Here is a 21,369-nt window from a genome sequence, read left to right as displayed (position 1 = left end):
GGTTTTATTAAAATCTATTGCTTTTTAATCTTCATATGAGAATGTATACAAGAAACATCTTCGTTCTTGTCACCTTATAAACTTACTTTGCGTTTATAAAGTAAACTAGATGATCAGTCCATTTGTCGTCCTCGAATATGAATCCTTTCCTCGTACATTCATACATCATTCCAACACTTTCTGCTAACTTTATAGATGCAATATTATCAAGGTTTATATGAGCTTCTATTCGATGATAATTTAATTTTTCAAACGCTAGATCTAAGGCAGCTTTTACTGCCTCTTTCCCATAACCTTTTCTCCAAAACTGGTTATGAATTGTATATCCGAACCTGGCCCATTGAAATTCTTCCCTCATAATTGTCGAAAAGTCTATAAAACCAATATGAGTATTATCTTCTTTTTTAAACACTCCAAATACATAGACTTTGTCATCTTCAGCCATTTGATGATGTTTAGTAACTAAATCACGAAACCATTCTTTCGTACAGATGCTCATATTTAGTTTACCTTGATCGTATTTATGTTGAGAAGGTAAACGATTTTCATATTGGGTTAGCCAAGAAGAATAATCACCTTCTTCAAGAAATCGAATCACTAATCTTTCTGTTTCAGTTCTTATTTTATTCAATCAAACACCTCATCTAGAATACTTTCTATTCTTCTATAGATTATTCGACATAAGGGAATTATTTCCTTCCTATTAAAATAGTATTTCCTAATTCAAATAGCATATGTCCTTTTATTTAGATTGATTAATTGTCCCTTTTATATATTCAGGTAGAATTAATGTCCCCTCCTTAAATTCTTTTAGTGAAAACATCATTGGTTCACAATTCCCACCAACTCCAAATATGATGCTCAAATCTTTTGGGGAATAGACAACTGTATGTAACGTCCCAAAGTACTCTTTATAATCTTTATAAAATATCGGAGAACTTTCATCATTAAAGTGACGATATGTACATATGGGTGATAAACTTTCCGATAATAAGGAACTCACATAGTCCTTCCTTTTTATCGATCCATGTACTTTTTTTCTGTTTTTCTCTCTCAATAGTTCTGACTCAAAGTGATTGGTACAAATAAGAGGATTTGTGAAATTTATGACCTGTTGTTGTGGAGAAGCTTCTACTATTACACTTTTTCCACTTTGATCTGTAATGGAGTAGTTGTAACAATATCCATGAGATATATTTGTGATGAATTTTAGCGCCTCTTCAATATTTGCACATTGTTCTAATAGCATTCTAACAATAGTCGTTGCAATAAAACCCTCTTCCTTATATTCATTATTCACAAAATGTAACCCTACAATGAGCCCCTTTTCATTCATCCCATCAAGTCTTCCAATTATTTGCTGACTAAAGCCTACGCTAGCATAGCCATCTGTAGGATTCGTCCATACAAGCCTCGCATCGTACATTTCCGGACTAAAATCATAGTTGCGTACATAATAGCCATCATTTACTAATGTAGTGCAACCCATTTGTGGAAATGCTACATCATAACCACTAAAAAGTTTAATAGTATTATTTATGTCCATAAGTAATCCTTCTGCCAAGCCGATCAGTTCTTGAAAAAGATTCGGTGAAACGTTCTTTATTATTTCCTTCGCCTTTTGTACATTTGAGTTAATATTCAGTTCCCCTAGCTCTTCCAATTGTTCTAAGGTCGGTAATGCCTTTAATTCTCCACCTTGTTCCAAGCCAAATTGATAATAATCTCCTCTCAATTCTACAATTCTAACGACTAACTCTTCATCGTTTTTATACATTTTTCGTTGCCCCCTCTTCCCAAATTGTGTGACCGGCAATAATAAATCGAGATAGTAAAGTCATTCCCTCGATGCCATTAGATTATGGAACCTGTAGTTCTTTCTTTCGATGAAATCCTGAATTTTCATCAACTTATTCAAAACATTATAGCGCCTTCATTCAATGCTACATCTTAAAGTTACTTTAAGGTCAAGAGGTAAATTTAAAAATAATTAGCTTGCTATGCATGCTCTCATCGCCACGAACAGATTACATCCATGCTGCTGGACGCACAAAAAAAGTATAGGCCATATTAGCCTATACTTTCATACCGTCGCAAGTTATCATAATCCTCTTCTAGAATTTGTCTTAATGCCATTTTTGTAATGGCACTATACCCCTCTTTTATTCCCCCAAACAAGTGCATGCAACTGTGGCAGTACTTTGACATTTCTTAATTCCTCATCCTTCATCACTCTATCAATCAGCGCATGATATTTATCTAATAAATGTGTAATTAATTGTGAATTGTCCGTCGTCGTGAGATCATCGTTACCGACTTGCAGATAAAAAGGAATCATTGGATAACGATGGTGAATTTGTTTAGCATACTCGTAATCCTCTTGATTAAAAACGACTATTTTAAGGGATACATGATGATTACTGTTTCGATTTTTAAGTTTTTCGAAGATTTCAGAGAGCACCGAATAATTTGTCGTCATACCAGAGCTAGGTGGCTTTGGGGAAATTGTCAACTCATCAATCTCATACATCCATTTTTGCCACCTACTTCCCTGTGTTTCCACCCCGACCTTTATGTCATTTTCTTTTAAAGTGGCAATGAGCCCCTCCAAATTTCGGATGAGTGCAGGGTTGCCTCCTGAAATCGTGACAAATGAAAAGCCGCTGCCTCCGAGACGTTTCAACTCAGACCAAATCTCTTCAGCTGTCATTTGGACAATAAGATGCTTTCCACTGCCATCCCACGTAAACGATGAATCACACCAAGAACAAGAATAATCACAGCCGGCAGTTCTCACAAACATTGTCTTTTGGCCAACTACCATTCCCTCACCTTGAATCGTCGGTCCAAAAATCTCGATAACAGGTATCTTACTCAACTTCCATCCACTCCCGTCTCGCTTCTGCATAACTAGTCGGAGTTTCGTATAGCCGAATAAACTCAACACGCGCACCGTCATATCTTTGTTCATCAAGCAAGGTCGCAGCCAGCTTTTCGTAAATCCAAACAACAATATTCTCTGCCGTCGTATTCATTGGTGGAAGCGTCTCATTTAAATAACGGTGATCCAAATGAATCTCTATTTTTTCTTTCCATATTCTTTTTATATCGCCAAAATCAATCATCAAACCTCGTTCATCTGTGTATCCACTCAGTCCTAATATTACGCGATACGTATGACCGTGCAGGTTTTTACATTTCCCTTCATAATTATGTAAATGATGAGCAGCATCGAAGGTAAATTCTTTACTTACGAGAACACGCTTTGCATGATAGTTCAATTGATTTCTTTGAATATCTACATCAAGTTTTTGGAGCTTATCGACGATTCTAAAATCTGACATGCCTTAAGACTCCTTCCTGTAGCTCAAATACTCATCAAGCCCTTTTTTTCGCAGTTTACATGCTGGGCATTCACCACAGCCATCTGCTATTACACCGTTATAGCAAGTCAACGTTTTTTCCCGAACAAATTCAAGTGCTCCAAACTGATCAGCAAGCTCCCATGTCTTTGCCTTATTCAGCCACATCAACGGTGTATCAATAACAAAGGAATCATCCATCGATAAATTTAACGTTACATTCAAGGATTTAATAAAAACATCTCGGCAATCCGGATATCCGCTAAAATCCGTTTCACAAACGCCAGTTACAATATGCTTAGCTCCTACTTGGCTCGCTAAAACGCCCGCAAATGAAAGGAAGAGAAGATTTCGACCAGGTACAAAAGTCGATGGAAGCTCACCATTTTCTCCGTCTTCTACCTTTATGTCTTGTCGTGTCAATGCATTTGGAGCAAGCTGGTTCAGGAGTGACATATCAAGAATGTGATGCTTGACACCGAGCTCTTCTGCTATCGCCTTCGCACATTCAATTTCAAGATGATGCCTTTGACCATAATTAAAAGTTACAGCTTCAACCTCTTGAAAACGTTCTTTTGCCCAAAACAAACAGGTTGTGCTGTCCTGACCTCCACTAAATACAACAATTGCTTTTTCCTGCTTCATGTGTAAAAACTCCCTTGTTCCAAGAAAACAGCACTAGAAAAAGTACTGCTTCTTCATAGTTTTTTTTAGAGGGTAGCTAAATACCTCTTTCTTGATTGAACTATTCAATACCGTAGTTATCGGTAATCAATTTTTACTGAATTAAAATATTGTGTACTGTGGTTACCCAATAATGTTAAATCCGACAGTCATTCTTCATGGCTTCGGCCAGACATAAAAAAACCTCCTTGTAAAATGTTTCCCAACACTTTTCAAGAGAGGCTTCACCAATCGTTCTAATAAAACATAAGCAAACACATAAAAAAAAGCCACGTCCGATATGGACATGGCATAATTATCATGTTTCCATAGTTTTTTATAGAGGGTATCAGCTATGAACCTCTCCCGTTCTAGTCCGGGCATTCTTTTCTCCAATATAATACAAAAAATAGTGCAAAACGTCAAATGGATTTTTTTTAAGGCTGTTTTCTAAAAGATTGTTGCTATTAAAACTTAAAGACAGATTAATTCTACAAAATGAGTAGAGAATGAAACTCTGTCTTTTGATTTTAATATATCGCTAACCGAATTTTAACTAAGTTAGTTTAAATAGGATTTCTCATAAATTCTTAAATATTCGTAATAAGTAGTGGATTAACTTATTTATTATTCTCTTTATTTTGTTCTTTAGTTTGCTGTAGCGTGCAAAGACACCATGTCTTTTGTATGATAAAATTTACACAAATTACATAACGATGTGATTTAATGGAAAATAATAAATTAGTTTGTAAGGCTTGTGGTAATGATTCCTTCGCACAAGTTGAATTAGGCGGATCTTATGCTTATGCAAATGTAAAACCAATTAGGATGGATAAGCTAAATATTACGGGTTCACCAATGATTTTGACTATTTGTAAGAATTGTGGAGAAATAGCTTCAATGAAAGTTAAGAAACTAGATAAGTTCAAATAGTATCTTATCGTTATACTTTAGGTCACTCCTGCAGAGTGACCCTTTATTAATTTCTTACCTCCGAATGACCTCGCCCTAATGAACAATTTCTTTCAGCTATTCATTCAACACGTTCTGAATTTAAATAGTCACTTTCATGTGCTAGAAAAAAAGTGTGTCAACAAACAAAAAACCGAACTATCCAATGAAACACTCATGAAGTGTTTTGGAATCGTTCGGTTTTTCTATTTATTTTTAGGTTGTAAATCTAGAGATTATTCGGCTTTATAAAGGAACCATTTAGTTCCGTCCCAGCCTCTTATTCATCACGATTAAGTGACTCCTTCACAAATGTAGGAAGTGCGAATGCGCCAACGTGTAAATCTGTATTGTAATATTTCGTTTTTAGACCAAATTTGTCCCAAGCATCTACTTGAATATCTTTAGTTGGATGTAATGCTTTTGAAGCAAATCCGAATAGCCAGTGTCCCGATGGGTATGTTGGCATATGGAATTGATATACGCTCGCGATTGGGAAAATACCTTTAATTTTTTTATGTGCTTTGCGCATGTTTTCTGCATACTCGGCAAAGTATGGAGATTCGTGTTGGTTAATTAAAATTCCTTTTTCATTTAATACACGGAAACATTCTTTATAGAAAGCTGTTGTAAATAAGCCTTCACCGACTGAAATTGGATCAGTAGAATCTACTAATATTAAATCGAATGATTGATCAGCTGCGTTTTGAACATAAGCTAAGCCATCATCAAAAATCATTTCCATACGAGGATCTTCTTCGACGCCAGCAGCTGTAATTGGAAGGTATTTTTGGCTCAAACGGAATACTAACTCATCGATTTCTACCATTACTACTTTTTCTACTGATTTGTAACGTAGTACTTCACGAGCAGTACCACCATCACCACCACCGATAATTAATACCTTTTTTATATCTGGGTTAGTAGCGAATGCTGGGTGTGTAATCATATCGTGATAAACGAACTCATCTTTTTCATTAACCATCATCAATCCGTCTAACGTGAAGAAAGTACCAAACTCTTCACTTTTATAAAAATCGATTTTTTGGAACGGAGATTGTTCACTATGAATCTCTTCGTTGTATCCGATTGAAAATTTACAGTTATCGCTCCATTGTTCTGTATACCATTTCATTAAATCACGTCCTCTAATACTTCTTGTTTCACTATAATTGTATCAATTTCTTGTTCTGCAAATTGGCGAATTTTATCTGCCATTCCACGTGGTACTTCAAATGATTCTGTTTTTTTCGCTTGCAGTTTTTGTTCTAAATATTCTGCTGCCTTCCATGGACTTACAGAGTCACCACATGTGTAAACATCTACAGAAGCAAATCCGTATTCTGGCCAAGTATGAATCGTTAAATGTGATTCAGCAATAATTACTGCACCCGAAACACCATATGGGTTGAAATGATGGAAGCAAGATTCTACAATTGTTGCCCCAGAATAGTCAGCAGCTTCATTCATAAACTGCTCGATTAATGCGTTTTGCTCGATAATTTCACTTGGGCAACCATAAAATTCAATTAATACGTGTCTTCCTAATGTTGATAATTCAATGCTCATTTATTTGTCTCCCTTACGACTGTAATATAATTTTCTTCTTTCGTTTCGAACAGAACATTCCCAAAATTAAGAAAATAGAAGTTATATAATTCTACTACTTCCTCTGAAATAACTTCACCAGGGATAATTAGTGGTATTCCCGGTGGATAAATCATTAATGAATCTGCACTAATTCGACCTACCGCATCATAAATTAAAATTGTTTCTGTTTCAGCATTACACGCCTGTTGCGGTGTCATTGCTAATTTATTTATTTGATTCGCTGTCACATAAGCTGACTGAATCGCTTCTTTTTTTCCGTAATTAAGTTCAATATCTTTTAACGCATGTACTAATTTACCGATTGTTTCATTCGTATCAACATGACTAATGACTGCCATTATGACATATCCTTCAGCAAGTTCTAATTGAATGCCATACTGCTGTTTCAATATTGTGTAAACTTCGAAACCAGTTAAACCGAGATCGTTCACACGAATAACAAGTTTCGTCCAATCATAGGCTTGATTGAAATTTTGTTGTACATAATCAGCTTTTAGCACTTCATAGCGTGAATTATTTTCAATTTCTTCAATTGCTGCATCAACAATTGACTTTAATTGGCTATAACGTTGTTGTCCATACACCGCTAATTCTCTTCGTGCTACATCTAAAGAACTCATTAATAAATAATTTGCACTCGTCGTTTGAAGCATATTTAATACTTTTTGCAAATGCTTCGAATCGATTCGTTTTTCTTGTAGTAATAGAAGCGAGCTTTGTGTTAATGAACCCCCAGTTTTATGCATACTGACCGTTACTGCATCTGCACCAGCACTAATCGCATCGTTTGCATCAGGTAAAAATGTTAAATGCGCTCCGTGTGCACTATCAACAATAACTGTTACATTTTGTTCATGTGCGAGCTTACAAATTTCTTGCAGTTGATTCATCGACCCAAAATATGTTGGATACGTTACAAGTAAAGCTTTCGCTTGTGGATTTTCTGCAAGTGCCGATTTTACATTTTCAACTGAAATTCCGTGTGCAATACCAAAATGTTGATCAACTTCAGGTTGAATAAATACTGGTTTTGCTCCGCTTAATATAATGCCGTTCATAACTGATTTATGGCAGTTACGAGGTACGATCAATGTATCACCTTGTTTACATGTCGCTAAAATCATCGCCAAAATTCCTACAGTAGTTCCATTTACTAAAAAGTAAGCGTAGTCGACATTAAATGCTTGTGCAGCTAATTGTTGAGCTTCTTTAATAACCGATTCCGGGTGACTTAATAAATCAAGCTCCTTCATCGAATTTACGTCCATTCTTAATGTCATTTCTCCAAGCGTCCATTTTAATGGGTTTTCATGTAGCCCCATTTTATGACCAGGTACATCAAACGGCGTAACATCTTGTTTAGTATAATTGACTAAAGCTTCAAATAATGGCATGCGGTCTTGAGTGGCAAAAAATTCCTCAGTAGCCACTCGATTTTGCACGCATTGCATTATTGTCCCATAGCAACTGTTAAAAGTTGCTCTAATTCTGAAACTTTGTCTGTTTTTTCCCAAGTTACGTTTACATCACTACGTCCAAAGTGACCATAAGCTGCAACTTGTTGATATTGTGGTTTACGTAGATTTAGCATGTTAATAATGCCATTTGGCGTTAAGTCGAATAATTGACGAATCGCTTTTAAAATTTCTTCTTTCGCTACTTTTTCTGTACCAAATGTTTCTAAAGCGATACTAATTGGTTCACTTACACCAATTGCATATGATAATTGGATTTCACATTTATCTGTCAAGCCTGCTGCAACAATATTTTTTGCAACGTATCGCGCTGCGTAAGCCGCAGAACGGTCAACTTTTGTACAGTCTTTACCAGAGAATGCGCCACCACCATGACGAGCTGCGCCGCCATAAGTATCAACAATAATCTTACGTCCTGTTAAACCTGCATCTCCGTGTGGTCCGCCTACTACGAAACGACCAGTAGGATTAATTAAAATTCGGAAGTCTTCATTCATACCAAATTGCTTCGCAACAGCTTTAATTACATTTTCTGTAACGTAATCAATGAATTCTACCTGGTCAAAATCATCATCATGTTGTATTGACATTAAAACAGTATCAATTTTAGGTTGCATACTATCCGTATAATCAATTGTTACTTGTGATTTCATATCAGGTCGAGCCCATTTGAATTGACCATTTTTACGTAACTCAGTTGCACGTTTTACAAGCATATGTGCCATTTCAATTGCTAAAGGCATATAGTTTTCAGTTTCATTAGTCGCAAAACCGAACATAATACCTTGGTCACCTGCACCAACTTCTTTTGTATCGCTAGAAGAATCAACACCCATTGCGATATCAGGAGACTGCGTGTGTACTAAAACTTGTACATTACAGTTATGACCATCAATACCGAACTTATCATCTGTGTATCCAATGCCGATTAGGGTATTACGGGCAATTTTTTCGATATCTAGTTCTGCTTTTGTAGTAATCTCTCCGCCAACAATTACTGTGTTTGTAGTTGTGAATACTTCACATGCCACACGTGATAGCGGATCTTGTGATAATGCTGCGTCTAATACTGCATCTGAGATTTGGTCTGCAATTTTATCTGGATGTCCTTCCGATACAGACTCCGATGTGAATAATACTTTTTCTGACAATTTTAACTACCCCTAACAAATTATAGATTTTTAGGGCATAAAAAAAAGCTCACCCAATTTTAAGGAAAGCTTCGAATACTATCAGCTGCTGTTCCTCTTATTGTTCACAAAAGTTAATTTTGTGCTCAGGTTCGGCCCACTGGATTCAGTTCATTATGAACTAAATTGTTTGGCCACCGTATCTTCGACCCCTCGTCTCAACGGTTATTAATAAGAGCTATATTATTATGCTGAGACTCATATTAAGTCATAAACTTTTGAGTGTCAATTTATTTTTTAATATTTTTTTATAATTAATCGCTATGAAAATTAATTCATTTACCCTTTTGAACCAAAAAATACTAAGTATAACATATTGCAAACAATTAATATTTATTATAAAAAATGAATAAAAATGCATATAGAGGTTTTTTATATTAACAATAGAAGGAACCCCTATTAAATTTGTAAATAGATGTGTCAAATTAACATATTGTAAGCAATAAAATTTTTAAATTACCAAAGAAAATATAGGTATTTTTAGTGTCATTTATTTCATAGAAATTATTTAAATTTCTATAATTCAGACTATTATTTTTGATCAATTGTTAACAGATCATGACGATTTTTTATTTCAAACAAGGTGTGTTGATTAGCTAAATTTCACCAATATTTATAAAACGACTAGGTGCTTTCCAATAAGGAAACTTCTTATCTTTAAAACCATCATGGCCATCCAAGTGATGGCATGAAAAATTCATTTGTCTAAGTGAAGGCATATTTAATGCTACTTCCCTCTTTTTGTTAATTATTTGATTTAAATAATTTGAATTTATATTGCGTTCTACTAGGTATTTTACTAGCTTGTTTGATAATCCTATTTATAAAAATTTGCACTTTTAGTTGACAGAAAATTCAGACTCATTATATAATTTTTGGTATTACCACTGTATTTAATTTGTATTACCACAAAGCAAAGGGGACGAGGATTTGAAGGAAAAGGAACGCTCCTCAGATAAAATTGAGAATGAATTAATTAGATCCATATTGACTGGTGTTTATTCTGTAGGAAGTACTTTGCCTCCTGAAAGAGAGCTTGCAAAAGAATTTGGTGTTGGTCGTCCAACTATTCGGGAGGTACTTCAACGTTTAGGAAGGGGTGGATGGATAACAGGGAGAAAAGGAATGCCTGCGGTTGTTAATGATTATTGGCGCAATGGAAATTTAACGACACTTGTTAATATTGTTGAGAATCAACATACCATAACAGATGAATTTATCATGTACTTATTAGAATTAAGAAGTTCTTTGGCTCCGACTTATATTCGTGATGCTGTCACGTTTAATCAACCAAAAGTGGTTGCTCTCCTTGCCAATCTAGAGCAGCTTGAAGATAGTGCAGAAAGCTATGCAGCATTTGATTGGGATTTGCAAAAAAGGTGTGCTGGCCTTGCAGTTAATCCAATCTTTCTACTCATTTTAAATAGCTTCGATTCTATTTATATAGATATGGCAAAAAGATATTTTTCTGTAAAAGAACATCGTGTGTTGTCCTTCGACTTTTACCACGGTTTATTAAAAGCTGCATTAAGAGGAGATGCAATGGAAGCGGAAAGGCTGTCTACCACAACAATGGCGAAAAGCTTAGCACTTTGGAACGATAGAAAAAAATAAAGAATACTGGAGGCGTGATAAATGAAATTGAAATATTTTAAAGAATATTTTTCTTATCCTGATATTTTAATCATGACCTGTCTATTCCTTATTAGTTTTGGATTTATGATTCTACATTTAACCTCTATCGGAATTTTTGGTGCTTTTATTCTTGGAATGATTATGTATTCCTTAGCTGAGTATGTTACGCACAGATTTCTTTTTCATCTGAAACCACCAAAGAATGCATTTTTGTTAAAAATGCTTAAACGCTTACATTATGACCACCATGCAAATCCAAATGAATTGCATTTACTATTTTTACCGTTATGGTATAGTGTGCCAAACATTGCCATTGCAGCAGCCATTTTTTATTTTCTTACATCTAGCTTAGTAATGACAAACGCATTTATTGCAGGTATCATGCTTTTTTTATTATTTTATGAGTGGAAGCATTATATCGCCCATCGTCCCCTTCAGCCAATATCTCCATGGGGTCGTTGGATGAAAAAGGTTCATTTATGGCATCATTTCAAAAATGAAAATTACTGGTATGGCGTTACGAACCCAGCCTATGATTTTCTTATGGGTACCTTTAAAAACCAAAAGGATGTTGACCAAAGTAAAACTGTTAAAAATCTAGAGAAACGTGGCGACTAGAAAATAGAATAATAAAAAATATGCCTTGTAGGTAAAATAATCGGTCCTATGCTGTCTTTATGATAAATCTTGCTCATTAGAAGAAATCTGTTACGTGAAGTATAAAATACCCTAGAGTATAGAGACAAATATTTATAGACTTCAAATAAACATAAAAAGCCACAACCCATTCATAAGGAGGTTTTGTAACCTAAAAAATCCAATCATTGTTTTTCAATGATTGGATTTAAACAACACTTATTTATGATACGGTCCTCCGTGAAATGTCTAAATGAGGTTAGTAAATTTCCATTTTATTTCTGTCTCCTTCAAATTTAAGAGTCCGTTCTAAGCTGTACTTCAATAAACATTTTTATTTATTGTTCAAGATGTTGAATATCTATTAAAACTACATTATAGAGCTCTATGAAGTTAAATCCATTCTTATGGAAAACTAAGAGCTGTCACAAAAGTCACTTTTATGACAGCCCTTTTCATTTTTACATGCATTATAAATGTAAATGTTTGTTATCTAGAAGAAACGATTATGTCCGTTGCTTCAATTTTGTTTCCAGCCTTATCTTTTGCCACAACAGTTAGACTAGTGCCAGATTTTTAGGCTTTAATCTTGACAGTGAATTTCCATATTGAATTTGCTTTTGCTTCCCCTAATAATGTTTCCTCGCTTTACTTTAAGTACAGGTATTCATTATCTATTTTAGTAATAAATGAAGATGCATTTTATTAATTATGCCTCGGCATTATTTCTTTCCCAAAATAAAATACCGCCGTCATCTGCAATTACAAAATAATTGCCACTAAATGAAAACCCATAGCAATACAAAAAACCTCTAAAATGCGAACACAATTTTTATTTGGGCCTTCGACCAAATAGTCCTCAAACGCAGGGTGATAAATTATATCTTCACATGGATTCTTTGTAAACAATCCTCGAATTTATTACTGACTGGCAGTATGCTCCCACCATATTTGCTTGCCAATTTAATCGATTTATCTTTTAAAACGTCGAAGCCTTCACAAATTAACAATGTTTCATCTAAAACAAAGTCACCTGTATAATCTCGGGATATTTTTTCTGCTCTTGCTAAATCTATAATTCCCCTACCATTACTTGATACGACAAGTAATAAATCGGATGATTCATCAAACCCGAAATATTCAAAACCACCAATACTAAAATGACCCTTAAAAGTCCATCCAACTGGACTTTTAGCAGAAGGTATTTGCTCTAATATGCTATATGTATTTTTTCTATGTTCCTCAAATGCCTTACTATTAAAGTAATCCATGATAACCTCCATATTGAAGTGTTAAAAAAAATACTAAAAAATTAATTTATAAAAACGTGCACAAATTTACTATTGTTATTTATATACGCTTAATCACAATCCAATACAGACGAAAAAACGATCTTTCTTTATTCAAAACGGTCCTGTCTTTCAGTCAGTACCCATTTTCGTACATAGCCCATTTTTTCCTGAATATTTTCTATTGTTTTTTCAGTTTGAAATGCCTTTTGCATGACGGTATACCGCAAATCCGTGGCTCTCACATTTGTGCCGATATCCTTTGATATCGTTTGGAAAATTCGCTCAATTGTTTTTGTAGAAATGGATTTAGATTGACTAGCCTCACTTACCCATACCCATTCTCCTAGTTTTTCTTCATGTAATTCTTCGGTTGCTTCTTTATAGTGCGTCAGCATATTCATTAAAATTGAAGTCAGCTTTATTTCTCTACGCCCATTTTGATTAGCAATGTAAATAATTGATGACTCAAACTGAATATGAGACCATTTCATACGTACAAGTTCTGCTGGTTTGCATCCTGTTTCCATAAGTAGTTGGACAATGCAGCCATTACGTCTTGCTAGCCAAGCATGCTCCATTGTTTTAGCGTATTGAAAATAAGTTGGCCAGACATTCGCAATTTGGATTAATTGCTTCTTTGTTAACAATGTCAAAGCCTCTTTTTGTCTCTTTTTAGGCTGTAAAATACCCTCATAATCAAAGGGATCTACCCATTCTCTTAAAAAGACAAAGTCTATAAAGCCCCGCAATGTTGCAATTTTATGATTAAACGTGTTGACATTTGCGTAACTCTCTTTTAAATAATTACTATATATAAATAACAATTCTTTTAAATGATGATCTACATTCAAGTAGTTGTTCTCATGAGCAAACGCTAAAAATTGCTGCCCATCTAGATTGTATTGTTTTTTCGTTGCGGCACTTTTCTTTAATGAGTTTAAAAGTAAAAAATAGCTGTTCCATGCTTCCACTAGAGTGACCATCTTACGACCTCCTTATTAAATGTGCGTGGTTTAATTAAGTTTACTATATTTTTGGGGCGTTAGTTACTAATTCATATATATATATTATAATGTCGGATAATCTGTAGTGTTTATACACGATCCCGCTTCCAGTGTTCAAATACTCCTTTAGCAGTGTCCCACATCTTTTGTTTTCTTACAATAGTAATTTTCCGTACTTTGTTGTAATACAATTTCTTTACTATGCCTCTATTCTTGTATAACTAGGCTGATTTACATGAAAATTCGTATAATTTAGTGTTTATGTCTGTTTGTGTTATATAATAAGAGGAACAACTATAACATGTAGGGGGCTTTTCAAGTATGCAAGTAAAAACAACTCGACTTGAAGCAGAAGACGCAAAAATTATTTATCAAGAAACAGCTGGGCTAGCAATTATTACGATCCATCGCCCACAGGCTAAAAACGCACTTACAGCAAATATGTGGGATCAATTAGCTAAAATTGCCTTACAAGTATTAGATAATCCGAAAAATAAAGTATTAATTTTACGCGGCTCTGGTGAAAATTTCACAGCCGGCTCAGATATTAAAGAATTCAACGCCATTTCTCTTGAAAAAGCCGAAGAAGCGTTTGTACATATGGAGAAAACGATTTCCACAATTGAGAGTTTACCAATTCCAACGATTGGCGTCATTAATGGTCCCGCAATGGGTGCTGGTTTAGAGCTTGCATTAGCCTGTGATATCCGCATCGGCTCTGAAAAAGCAAAGCTCGGCATCCCTGTCGGTAAATTAGGAATCACGTTAAATAACAAATTTGCTCAACGTTTAGTTCAATTAGTTGGCCCTTCTACAACAAAAGATTTAGTATTTACGGGTCGCATGTTTAAAGCTGAAGAAGCCTTTAAGCTTGGCATGCTGAATTATTTAGTAGCTGAAAAAGACTTAAATAAATACATGATTCGTATGGGTAAGCTTGTTGCAGGCATGTCACCTGAATCTTTACTAGCTGTGAAGCAATCTGTTCAAGAATGTGTGGACAGTGTACCTTCATTATGGCAAGGTTCAACACCGTTTGTCGGAAAGGATTTTGAAGAAGGTTGCCGTGCCTTTGTAGAAAAACGTCAGCCACAATTTATACGTCAGTCGAAATAGAAAACAGGTACTCCGCTCGCCCTCTTGCGAATGGAGTACCTGTTTTTTACGATTTTCGCTTTTGTACTACCGACTTAATTTGAAGATGAATCGCATCTAATTCATACCCAAAATGCTGGTGGAATTCCGCCTGTATCGATTTTTGTAATGCATACAATCGATCTGGTATGGAATAAGTAATAGGTATCTTTAACTGTAAAGTAATCGTTGCTTGCACTAAATCGCCTAACACGAATTGTACATGCTCAACTTTGTGAACGATATCTTGCTCTACACAGCAATACGTGAGTAGCTGCACATAAACATGCTTACCAATTTCAATATACTCTTGTTGAAAATCAGGACGAACAATCGTCGTCTCCCCTATTTTTTCACGCCTTGTAGAGAAAATCTCCTTCCCTTTTTGAACGAGTCGTTTAAAAAAGTTTTGCTCGACTTGTCGGTACGGGATTGGCATCACATGCTTCCCCTGCGTCTGTCGAATAAAGCGAGCTTTTGCTATTTCTTTTTGAGAACGTACATCCTCGACATAGTAATATGTATTGATTGGAGAAAGCTCAAGCTGACGAGCGATCGTTTTAGTCATTTTATCGGACGTACCAATTAGCAAAATCGACTGTACTTTATGTGTATTAAGTGCTTTTTTTACTTCATTACGATGTGTATCATCTGTAAAAATCGCTCGACGAACGGCTGTAATCGTATTTTTCTCAAACTTCGCGGAAATTCCAGCTACTTTCACACCATTTACAATAAGAAGACCATCATCAATAAGAGCCTCTACCCCGATTTTATGGGCGAAAACTAGTGCGCTTGTACTTTTCCCTGTTCCACTTGGACCACTCAAAGAATAAACATCCATGACTGACAGCTCCTTTCCATTTTATGATAGCAGAAACGTTCCACTTTTTCCGTCAAAATCATTGTTTCCAGTATTAGATCATATATGCCTCGGCATAATTGTTGCTGTCGCTTCGCTTTCGCACAGATAAACAATGCGTCCGGAATCGGCTTTGTGTTTAGGCCTGTACAATGCAGGTCAGTTAGCCATAATCGCATGGATGCGATGATTTTAGGCTAATATCCCCTATGCGCACCTATCCGATTCTGTGACATCCGCCGGAGGCTTTAGGCCGACACGATATCGGTCATTCAGGCGTTTTCACAGGAGGTGAAGTTCTTAACCTAAGTTCCTCTATTTCACAGGTGATTGCACACTCACTGAAAATGACTGAAAATTGTTTTCATTACATCATCTATCAAGATGGGAGACTACAGCTGAAAAAAGTTAATTTATTCCCGCTAGTCTATGCATGCATCTTCTCCATTATAGAAATATATTCTTTTTTCAGAATAACTTTCCCTTTATATGCTTTAGTATGATAAAATGTGAACTACTATTCTGTTATACAACTATAAGGAGTGTACTAGTTTGAAAATCGTACCATCTAAAAAAATGTCTTTATTCACACCAGCAATTTTCGGAGATTTAAAAAATCATGCTAAGCAACTGGAAGCAAAAGGCATGAAAATGATTGATTTAAGCTTAGGTAGTCCTGACCTTCCTCCTCATGCTAAAATTCGCGAGCATTTATCGTATAGAGCGGGCTTAGCAGAATCCTACGGCTATACATTAACAGGCACGCAACGTTTTTATGAAGCTGTTAGTCGCTACTATAAACGTCGTAGTAATGTAGATTTAGATCCCGCTTCTGAAATCATTCAAACGATCGGCTCTCAAGAAGGATTAGTGCATTTACCAATCGCCTTTTGTGATCCAGGAGATATCGTACTTTCTACAAACCCAGCTTACGTAGCCTATGATGCAGGAATTCATCTAGCAGGCGCAACACCTTACTATATGCCTCAAACAGCTGACAACGATTATTTACCAGACTTAGATGCTGTTCCTGAAGAGATTGCGCAAAAAGCAAAACTACTAATTTTAAACTTACCAGGTAATCCTGTGCCTGCAATGCCTTCAATCGCCTATTTTGAAAAAGTCATTGCCTTTGCGAAAAAATACAACATCATCGTTCTACATGATGCAGCATACTCTGAGTTCTACTTTACTGGTGATGGTCCAATCAGCTTCCTAGCCACTCCTGGCGCAAAAGAAGTTGGGATGGAAATTAACTCATTATCGAAAAGCTTTAGCCTTGCTGGTACACGTATCGCTTATATCGCGGGTAACGCTGAGATGATTTCGATTATAAAACAATTAAAATCAAATTTAGATTTCGGTATTTTCGAACCAATTCAAGATGCTGCAGTCGTAGCACTTGATAATGCCGAGGAAATTACAGCAGACCTACGCGCAACATTCTCAGAACGCCATAAAACATTAATGAATGGCTTACATACATTAGGATGGGATGCAGCGCCTTCTGAAGGTGGCATGTTCGTCTGGGCAAAATATCCGTACGATATTGACTGTACAGAACTAGCCTTTAAACTAATTGAACAAGCAGGAATCGTAACAGTTCCTGGTACAGTATTTGGCTCGGCTGGACAAGGCTATTTACGTTTAGCCTTAGTACAACCGAAAGAAATGTTGCAAGAAGCTGTTGATCGCTTAGCACAAGTACAACTAGCACCACAAAAATAATCATCTAATATAAAAACCCTTCTAACTTTAATGGTTGGAAGGGTTTTTATTGTTTATTATATAATCCTCAAGTATCGGTCTATCAGGAGGACTAATATTTTTAGGTAAATCATCTAAAGAGAAAAACTGTAGCATCGTTGCCTCAGCTTGATCATGAATAAGTTGGCCATTATTTACTTTACATTCAAATGCTGAAACAACGTTATAAACTTCATCACCATGCGGATATTGATAATAAAAATCTTGTCCAGAATACGTATTGATTAATATTAGATTTTTAGCTTTTAGTCCTGTTTCCTCCAATAATTCTCGATGCGCTACTTGCTCGAATGTTTCACCTAGCTCCATTGAACCCCCAATTAACCCCCAACACTCATTATCTATACGAAGCTGTAATAAAACCTGTTGATGATTATTATTAACCAATACACAAGTACCGCACTCCAACTACTTTGCGCAAATCTTTTATATATCCCATAAAGCACTCCTTTATTTTAAAACGCTCTTATTCGTTAAAATCGGCAGGAAAATCCACTAACACATAGTCTCCAGTCCACATTTGTGTCGTTACAATCAAATTTTCGCCATGTCTTTCAAAGAAGAGTCCACGGCCATCCTTTTCTTTGAAAACCCAACCGTTTTGATCAAGCATTTCTTTGATCATTTCATCAGCTGTGGATATATTTTCTCCCTTTAATACATACCATTCTTTGCCGTTTTCTTTCCGCAATTTAACCATTCGTGTTTCGGAATCATTTATTTTTTCTATAACTGTTTTTTTACTTATACTTTCTATTGGGAGTGGAGGAAGATAAAATTTATTGTAAAATACGAACGTTCCAACGAGTAAAATAATGAGCCCGATTGATACTATCACCTTTTGCATAAAACACTCTCTCCTTTTAATATAATATATTACCACTAATTTTCATTTTTTATTTCCATATATTACATTCTATTACACTAAGGCCTAAAGGGAGGTAATTTACTTAGTTAATCAGACGTCTAAGTTAGCAAACGAAATAATGAAGGGATGAGATTTTTTGAAGTATACTATTTTTGGGTGTCTAGTGGCTGCAATAATAGTCTTGAGTGGCTGTTCAACAATTCTAGAAAATGATATTTCAAATACAGAACAAGAACAATCGTATGTACCTATGGTAAATTTAAATGGAACAATTTATGCCTCTTATGACTTAACAAAATATGAAAAATATTCAACGGGAGAAGTATTTGGTGAAATAAAGAGAAGGGTACCATCCTCTGATATCGAAAAGGAGAATTTAACTTCCAATTATTACGATGAAGGAACAGTCATTTACAATGTCAAAGAGGATAACAAAATATTTCTAATCGAAGAGTCACCAGATATTTATTCCATTCTAGAAAAATTAGAGTAATGTTTAAATCATAGAAGTCCTTATAATTAAAATCATACCTTACGAAATAAGTACCCAATTGGACAGACACTTAAAAAAGTCGCTAATTTAGGGTACTTTTATTCATAATGAGCCTAACAATTAGATGGAGCTTATATTACTATTTCCGAAGCATTGGAAAATGCTTTCGAGTCGGAATCATTTATTTTTTCTATAACTGTTTTTTACTTATATTTTCTATCGGGAGTGGAGATAGAGTTTGTTGTAAAATACGAACGCTCCAACGAGTAAAATGATGAACCCGAACGATACAATCACCTTTTTCATAAAACACTCTCCCTTCAATATAATACATTACCAATTTTTCATTTAATTTTACATGCATTGTATTTTCGGAAAGCATACGCTACTTACTAAATGGCGTTTATTCAACAAGGATTTATGCTCTTTTTGTTGAATTTTATTTACTAAAGGGACAGGTTGTTAAGGAGGAGTAGTATGCGTTTTCTTTTTTTGCTAAGTGTTGTTATCTCAGGAATTGTAAGCATTGTCGGTTTTACACTCACTGCTATGGCTACTCCTTCATTCGACCCCACAGGTGAGAATTTTGTTGGAGGAAACGGAAACCCAGGCTTAATGTTTGTGATGTTTCCGATGTTAATTATTCTTTATTTTTTCTTTGCAATGATGTTTGTTTTTGAAAAGTTACATGAACGTTTTCCAGTGAAACGAAAACTATTTAAAGCCTGCTATTCGGGTGTGTTTGTGCTGGTATTTGGCATGTCGATTTATCGAATCGTGTCTTTTCGAAATGAAATCAACCCATATTTTGAATACGAAATATCCTATTTAAATCCTTTTTCTAATCATTTATTTTTTAACTTCTGGACGTTTATAGCTTGCCTTTGTATTTCAGGTTTTTGCTCATTTTATTTAAAGAAAAGAATGTGAAGAAATGTACTTAAACTCCCTTGAAAGAACGTAATAATCTTTCACTCTCTTTGGTGTACCGTTGGTTTTACACTACATGGATGGCTAACAGGTGCTTTCTCATTAATTATCTAATTAGACTACTCAAAATGATTAGTAATCCACCTTTTTTGATTCTCTGCAACCTATTGTTCTACCACAATTTTAATTATTGGCTAACTTTTCTTTAGAAACCCCCAGGTAAAACGTATATTTACTCGATTAAAATAAGATGTTACAAATTATCCACCACAAAAATAATCATATCAACAACAAAAACCCTTCTAACTTTACTGGTTGGAAGGGTTTTTGCTATCGTTCAATATGTTGTTTTTACTCATAACATATTGAAGTAAAACTACTTCAAATAAAAATGTGTTAACGTCTATTCATTATAATCCAAGCATTGGAAGATGCTTTCGAGTATGATAAGTTAGTGCTAATGCAATGCACTGTTTTACTTCATTTACTGGTATTTCATCATTTACAGCAAATACAATCGCTCGATTCCCTTCATAGTTGAATACATCTCTATAAACCTCTTTAAATGTATCAATTAGCTTCGTATTACAGTTAAAATACATGGCGTATTGATCTGGATTTGACTGTTTCCAACCTAGTCTAATTGTACTCCCTTTTTTTGTGATATAACTTGGTTCTCCCCATTTTAACGTTTCTTCCACATGATCTACGCTTTCTGTCTCTATTGCCGTATCCAAAATTAACTGACGAAGAATCAATAGTTTCGACTGAATGTGTTTAGGATACTGTTTGAATACTTCCTCCACCTTGGTATTTTCAATTGTACGCATATTCATCATTCCTTTTTTAAAAATAACAAACTAATCAATACTCAACCGTACGATTAATAATTTTCTAAAGGCAATTCAAATTGTCTACTACAACACGAAAGCTATTTTATCGAAATATAAATTTCTGCTTGTCCGTCCTCTGGATTAATATCCTTGCTATAATATTCAAAATCACCTGTGAATGCTCGGTTATTCCCTGGCTGCTGTGACCATTGCCAAATATCAGCCCAAGTACGCTGAATCATTTCTATAATTGGTCCACGTTTTGTAACGAATACAGCATATTTTGCAGCAGGAACAGTAAATGCTTTTATCATATCTAGATTCTGAAGTTGTAATTCTTCATTAATATGTACGCTTACCATTACTTCATAAAGTCCCGCATCTCCATCTTCATAGTTGAAGTAACAGCTATAATGACCATCCTCTTGAATATGAACTCCTAGCTTCTTACCAATATTTTGAGAGTGGAACTCTTCGAACAACTTACCAATTTTGCCATCTTGGCTTCGTTCTGCTTCATTTGTTGTAACGGCACTAATTCCAGCTAAGGTGAAGGAAGATAATACCTCAATTCGGCTAGGTTCAATTCGTTTCGTAGGTATGTTTTCTTTAGACGATACGTGATTCCATTCAGTCATATTTTTTTGTTCGTTTTGTTTCATC

General features: G+C 35.2%; 22 protein-coding genes, 1 pseudogene and 1 riboswitch. Of the genes and pseudogenes, 7 read left to right on the top strand and 16 right to left on the bottom strand.

All coding sequences use genetic code 11. The features are described 5' to 3' along the window. Nucleotides 1-82: 82 nt before the first annotated feature. The 5 genes from B1B04_RS15370 to queC all read right to left on the bottom strand — a co-directional run bounded on the left by B1B04_RS15370 (nucleotide 83) and on the right by queC (nucleotide 4,007). Nucleotides 83-631, bottom strand: coding sequence for a GNAT family N-acetyltransferase (locus B1B04_RS15370; protein WP_079562318.1), 549 nt, complete (start codon nucleotides 629-631; stop codon nucleotides 83-85). A gap of 111 nt (nucleotides 632-742) precedes the next feature. After that, a complete protein-coding gene (locus B1B04_RS15365; protein WP_079562317.1) occupies nucleotides 743-1,777 on the bottom strand; it encodes a C45 family autoproteolytic acyltransferase/hydrolase in 1,035 nt (344 codons plus the stop codon). 372 nt (nucleotides 1,778-2,149) lie between these two features. Next, nucleotides 2,150-2,878: a 7-carboxy-7-deazaguanine synthase QueE gene (gene queE / locus B1B04_RS15360; protein WP_079562316.1), complete on the bottom strand. Its 729-nt coding sequence runs from the start codon at nucleotides 2,876-2,878 to the stop codon at nucleotides 2,150-2,152. Next, nucleotides 2,871-3,344, bottom strand: coding sequence for a 6-carboxytetrahydropterin synthase QueD (gene queD, locus B1B04_RS15355; RefSeq protein ID WP_079562315.1), 474 nt, complete (start codon nucleotides 3,342-3,344; stop codon nucleotides 2,871-2,873). The genes queE and queD overlap by 8 nt, the downstream gene beginning before the upstream one ends. Nucleotides 3,345-3,347: 3 nt before the next feature. Next, nucleotides 3,348-4,007, bottom strand: coding sequence for a 7-cyano-7-deazaguanine synthase QueC (gene queC / locus B1B04_RS15350; RefSeq protein ID WP_079562314.1), 660 nt, complete (start codon nucleotides 4,005-4,007; stop codon nucleotides 3,348-3,350). 341 nt (nucleotides 4,008-4,348) lie between these two features. Further along, a riboswitch (PreQ1 riboswitch) is annotated at nucleotides 4,349-4,395 on the bottom strand. A 356-nt stretch (nucleotides 4,396-4,751) separates the two neighbouring features. Between queC and B1B04_RS15345 the strand changes: the two genes are divergently transcribed. Continuing rightward, nucleotides 4,752-4,958: a hypothetical protein gene (locus B1B04_RS15345; protein ID WP_079562313.1), complete on the top strand. Its 207-nt coding sequence runs from the start codon at nucleotides 4,752-4,754 to the stop codon at nucleotides 4,956-4,958. 298 nt (nucleotides 4,959-5,256) lie between these two features. Here the strand turns inward: B1B04_RS15345 and speE are convergent, their stop codons facing one another. From speE to metK, 4 genes are read right to left on the bottom strand one after another with little or no spacing between them, the layout of a single operon-like run. Then, a complete protein-coding gene (gene speE, locus B1B04_RS15340) occupies nucleotides 5,257-6,111 on the bottom strand; it encodes a polyamine aminopropyltransferase (protein ID WP_079562312.1) in 855 nt (284 codons plus the stop codon). Next, a complete protein-coding gene (gene speD, locus B1B04_RS15335) occupies nucleotides 6,111-6,545 on the bottom strand; it encodes an adenosylmethionine decarboxylase (protein ID WP_079562311.1) in 435 nt (144 codons plus the stop codon). Before speD ends, speE begins: the two co-directional genes overlap by 1 nt. After that, entirely contained in the window at nucleotides 6,542-8,038 is a 1,497-nt protein-coding gene (locus tag B1B04_RS15330; protein WP_079562310.1) for an aminotransferase class I/II-fold pyridoxal phosphate-dependent enzyme, read from the bottom strand. Before B1B04_RS15330 ends, speD begins: the two co-directional genes overlap by 4 nt. Continuing rightward, entirely contained in the window at nucleotides 8,038-9,213 is a 1,176-nt protein-coding gene (gene metK / locus B1B04_RS15325) for a methionine adenosyltransferase (protein ID WP_079562309.1), read from the bottom strand. Before metK ends, B1B04_RS15330 begins: the two co-directional genes overlap by 1 nt. 969 nt (nucleotides 9,214-10,182) lie before the next feature. Between metK and B1B04_RS15320 the strand changes: the two genes are divergently transcribed. Both B1B04_RS15320 and B1B04_RS15315 read left to right on the top strand, forming a co-directional pair. Then, complete coding sequence (locus B1B04_RS15320; protein WP_079562308.1) at nucleotides 10,183-10,866, top strand: GntR family transcriptional regulator; 684 nt, start codon at nucleotides 10,183-10,185, stop codon at nucleotides 10,864-10,866. Between the two features lie 21 nt (nucleotides 10,867-10,887). Further along, a complete protein-coding gene (locus B1B04_RS15315; protein ID WP_079562307.1) occupies nucleotides 10,888-11,505 on the top strand; it encodes a sterol desaturase family protein in 618 nt (205 codons plus the stop codon). Between the two features lie 896 nt (nucleotides 11,506-12,401). Here B1B04_RS15315 and B1B04_RS15310 read toward each other — a convergent pair. Together B1B04_RS15310 and B1B04_RS15305 are read right to left on the bottom strand one after the other, a co-directional pair. Beyond that, nucleotides 12,402-12,794, bottom strand: a complete 393-nt coding sequence (locus B1B04_RS15310; protein WP_079562306.1) for a hypothetical protein — start codon at nucleotides 12,792-12,794, stop codon at nucleotides 12,402-12,404. 128 nt (nucleotides 12,795-12,922) lie between these two features. Then, nucleotides 12,923-13,798: a tyrosine-type recombinase/integrase gene (locus tag B1B04_RS15305; protein ID WP_079562305.1), complete on the bottom strand. Its 876-nt coding sequence runs from the start codon at nucleotides 13,796-13,798 to the stop codon at nucleotides 12,923-12,925. Between the two features lie 342 nt (nucleotides 13,799-14,140). Here B1B04_RS15305 and B1B04_RS15300 point away from each other — a divergent pair, with 342 nt between their 5' ends. After that, nucleotides 14,141-14,935, top strand: coding sequence for an enoyl-CoA hydratase/isomerase family protein (locus tag B1B04_RS15300; protein ID WP_079562304.1), 795 nt, complete (start codon nucleotides 14,141-14,143; stop codon nucleotides 14,933-14,935). Nucleotides 14,936-14,981: 46 nt separating this feature from the next. Here B1B04_RS15300 and B1B04_RS15295 read toward each other — a convergent pair whose 3' ends face one another. Beyond that, entirely contained in the window at nucleotides 14,982-15,797 is an 816-nt protein-coding gene (locus tag B1B04_RS15295; protein ID WP_079562303.1) for a hypothetical protein, read from the bottom strand. Nucleotides 15,798-16,367: 570 nt separating this feature from the next. Here B1B04_RS15295 and B1B04_RS15290 point away from each other — a divergent pair. Then, nucleotides 16,368-17,543 (top strand): aminotransferase class I/II-fold pyridoxal phosphate-dependent enzyme, encoded by a 1,176-nt coding sequence (locus B1B04_RS15290; protein ID WP_079562302.1) that lies wholly within the window; start codon nucleotides 16,368-16,370, stop codon nucleotides 17,541-17,543. Nucleotides 17,544-17,570: 27 nt separating this feature from the next. Here B1B04_RS15290 and B1B04_RS15285 read toward each other — a convergent pair. Together B1B04_RS15285 and B1B04_RS15280 are read right to left on the bottom strand one after the other, a co-directional pair. Next, a pseudogene (locus B1B04_RS15285) lies at nucleotides 17,571-18,021 on the bottom strand (NUDIX hydrolase). Nucleotides 18,022-18,048: 27 nt separating this feature from the next. After that, nucleotides 18,049-18,429, bottom strand: coding sequence for a hypothetical protein (locus B1B04_RS15280; RefSeq protein ID WP_079562301.1), 381 nt, complete (start codon nucleotides 18,427-18,429; stop codon nucleotides 18,049-18,051). Nucleotides 18,430-18,586: 157 nt separating this feature from the next. Between B1B04_RS15280 and B1B04_RS15275 the strand changes: the two genes are divergently transcribed. Both B1B04_RS15275 and B1B04_RS15270 read left to right on the top strand, forming a co-directional pair. Next, nucleotides 18,587-18,943, top strand: a complete 357-nt coding sequence (locus B1B04_RS15275; RefSeq protein ID WP_079562300.1) for a hypothetical protein — start codon at nucleotides 18,587-18,589, stop codon at nucleotides 18,941-18,943. Nucleotides 18,944-19,420: 477 nt separating this feature from the next. Continuing rightward, nucleotides 19,421-19,873, top strand: a complete 453-nt coding sequence (locus B1B04_RS15270) for a hypothetical protein (RefSeq protein ID WP_079562299.1) — start codon at nucleotides 19,421-19,423, stop codon at nucleotides 19,871-19,873. 410 nt (nucleotides 19,874-20,283) lie between these two features. Here the strand turns inward: B1B04_RS15270 and B1B04_RS15265 are convergent, their stop codons facing one another. Together B1B04_RS15265 and B1B04_RS15260 are read right to left on the bottom strand one after the other, a co-directional pair. Further along, nucleotides 20,284-20,703, bottom strand: coding sequence for a DUF1801 domain-containing protein (locus B1B04_RS15265; protein ID WP_205756645.1), 420 nt, complete (start codon nucleotides 20,701-20,703; stop codon nucleotides 20,284-20,286). Nucleotides 20,704-20,804: 101 nt separating this feature from the next. Continuing rightward, nucleotides 20,805-21,368 (bottom strand): GyrI-like domain-containing protein, encoded by a 564-nt coding sequence (locus tag B1B04_RS15260; protein WP_079562297.1) that lies wholly within the window; start codon nucleotides 21,366-21,368, stop codon nucleotides 20,805-20,807. Nucleotide 21,369: the final 1 nt, after the last annotated feature.

The sequence above is a fragment of the Lysinibacillus sp. KCTC 33748 genome, from assembly GCF_002237755.1.
Taxonomy (GTDB): domain Bacteria; phylum Bacillota; class Bacilli; order Bacillales_A; family Planococcaceae; genus Lysinibacillus.
This window is presented reverse-complemented; position numbering and strand designations above follow the sequence as displayed.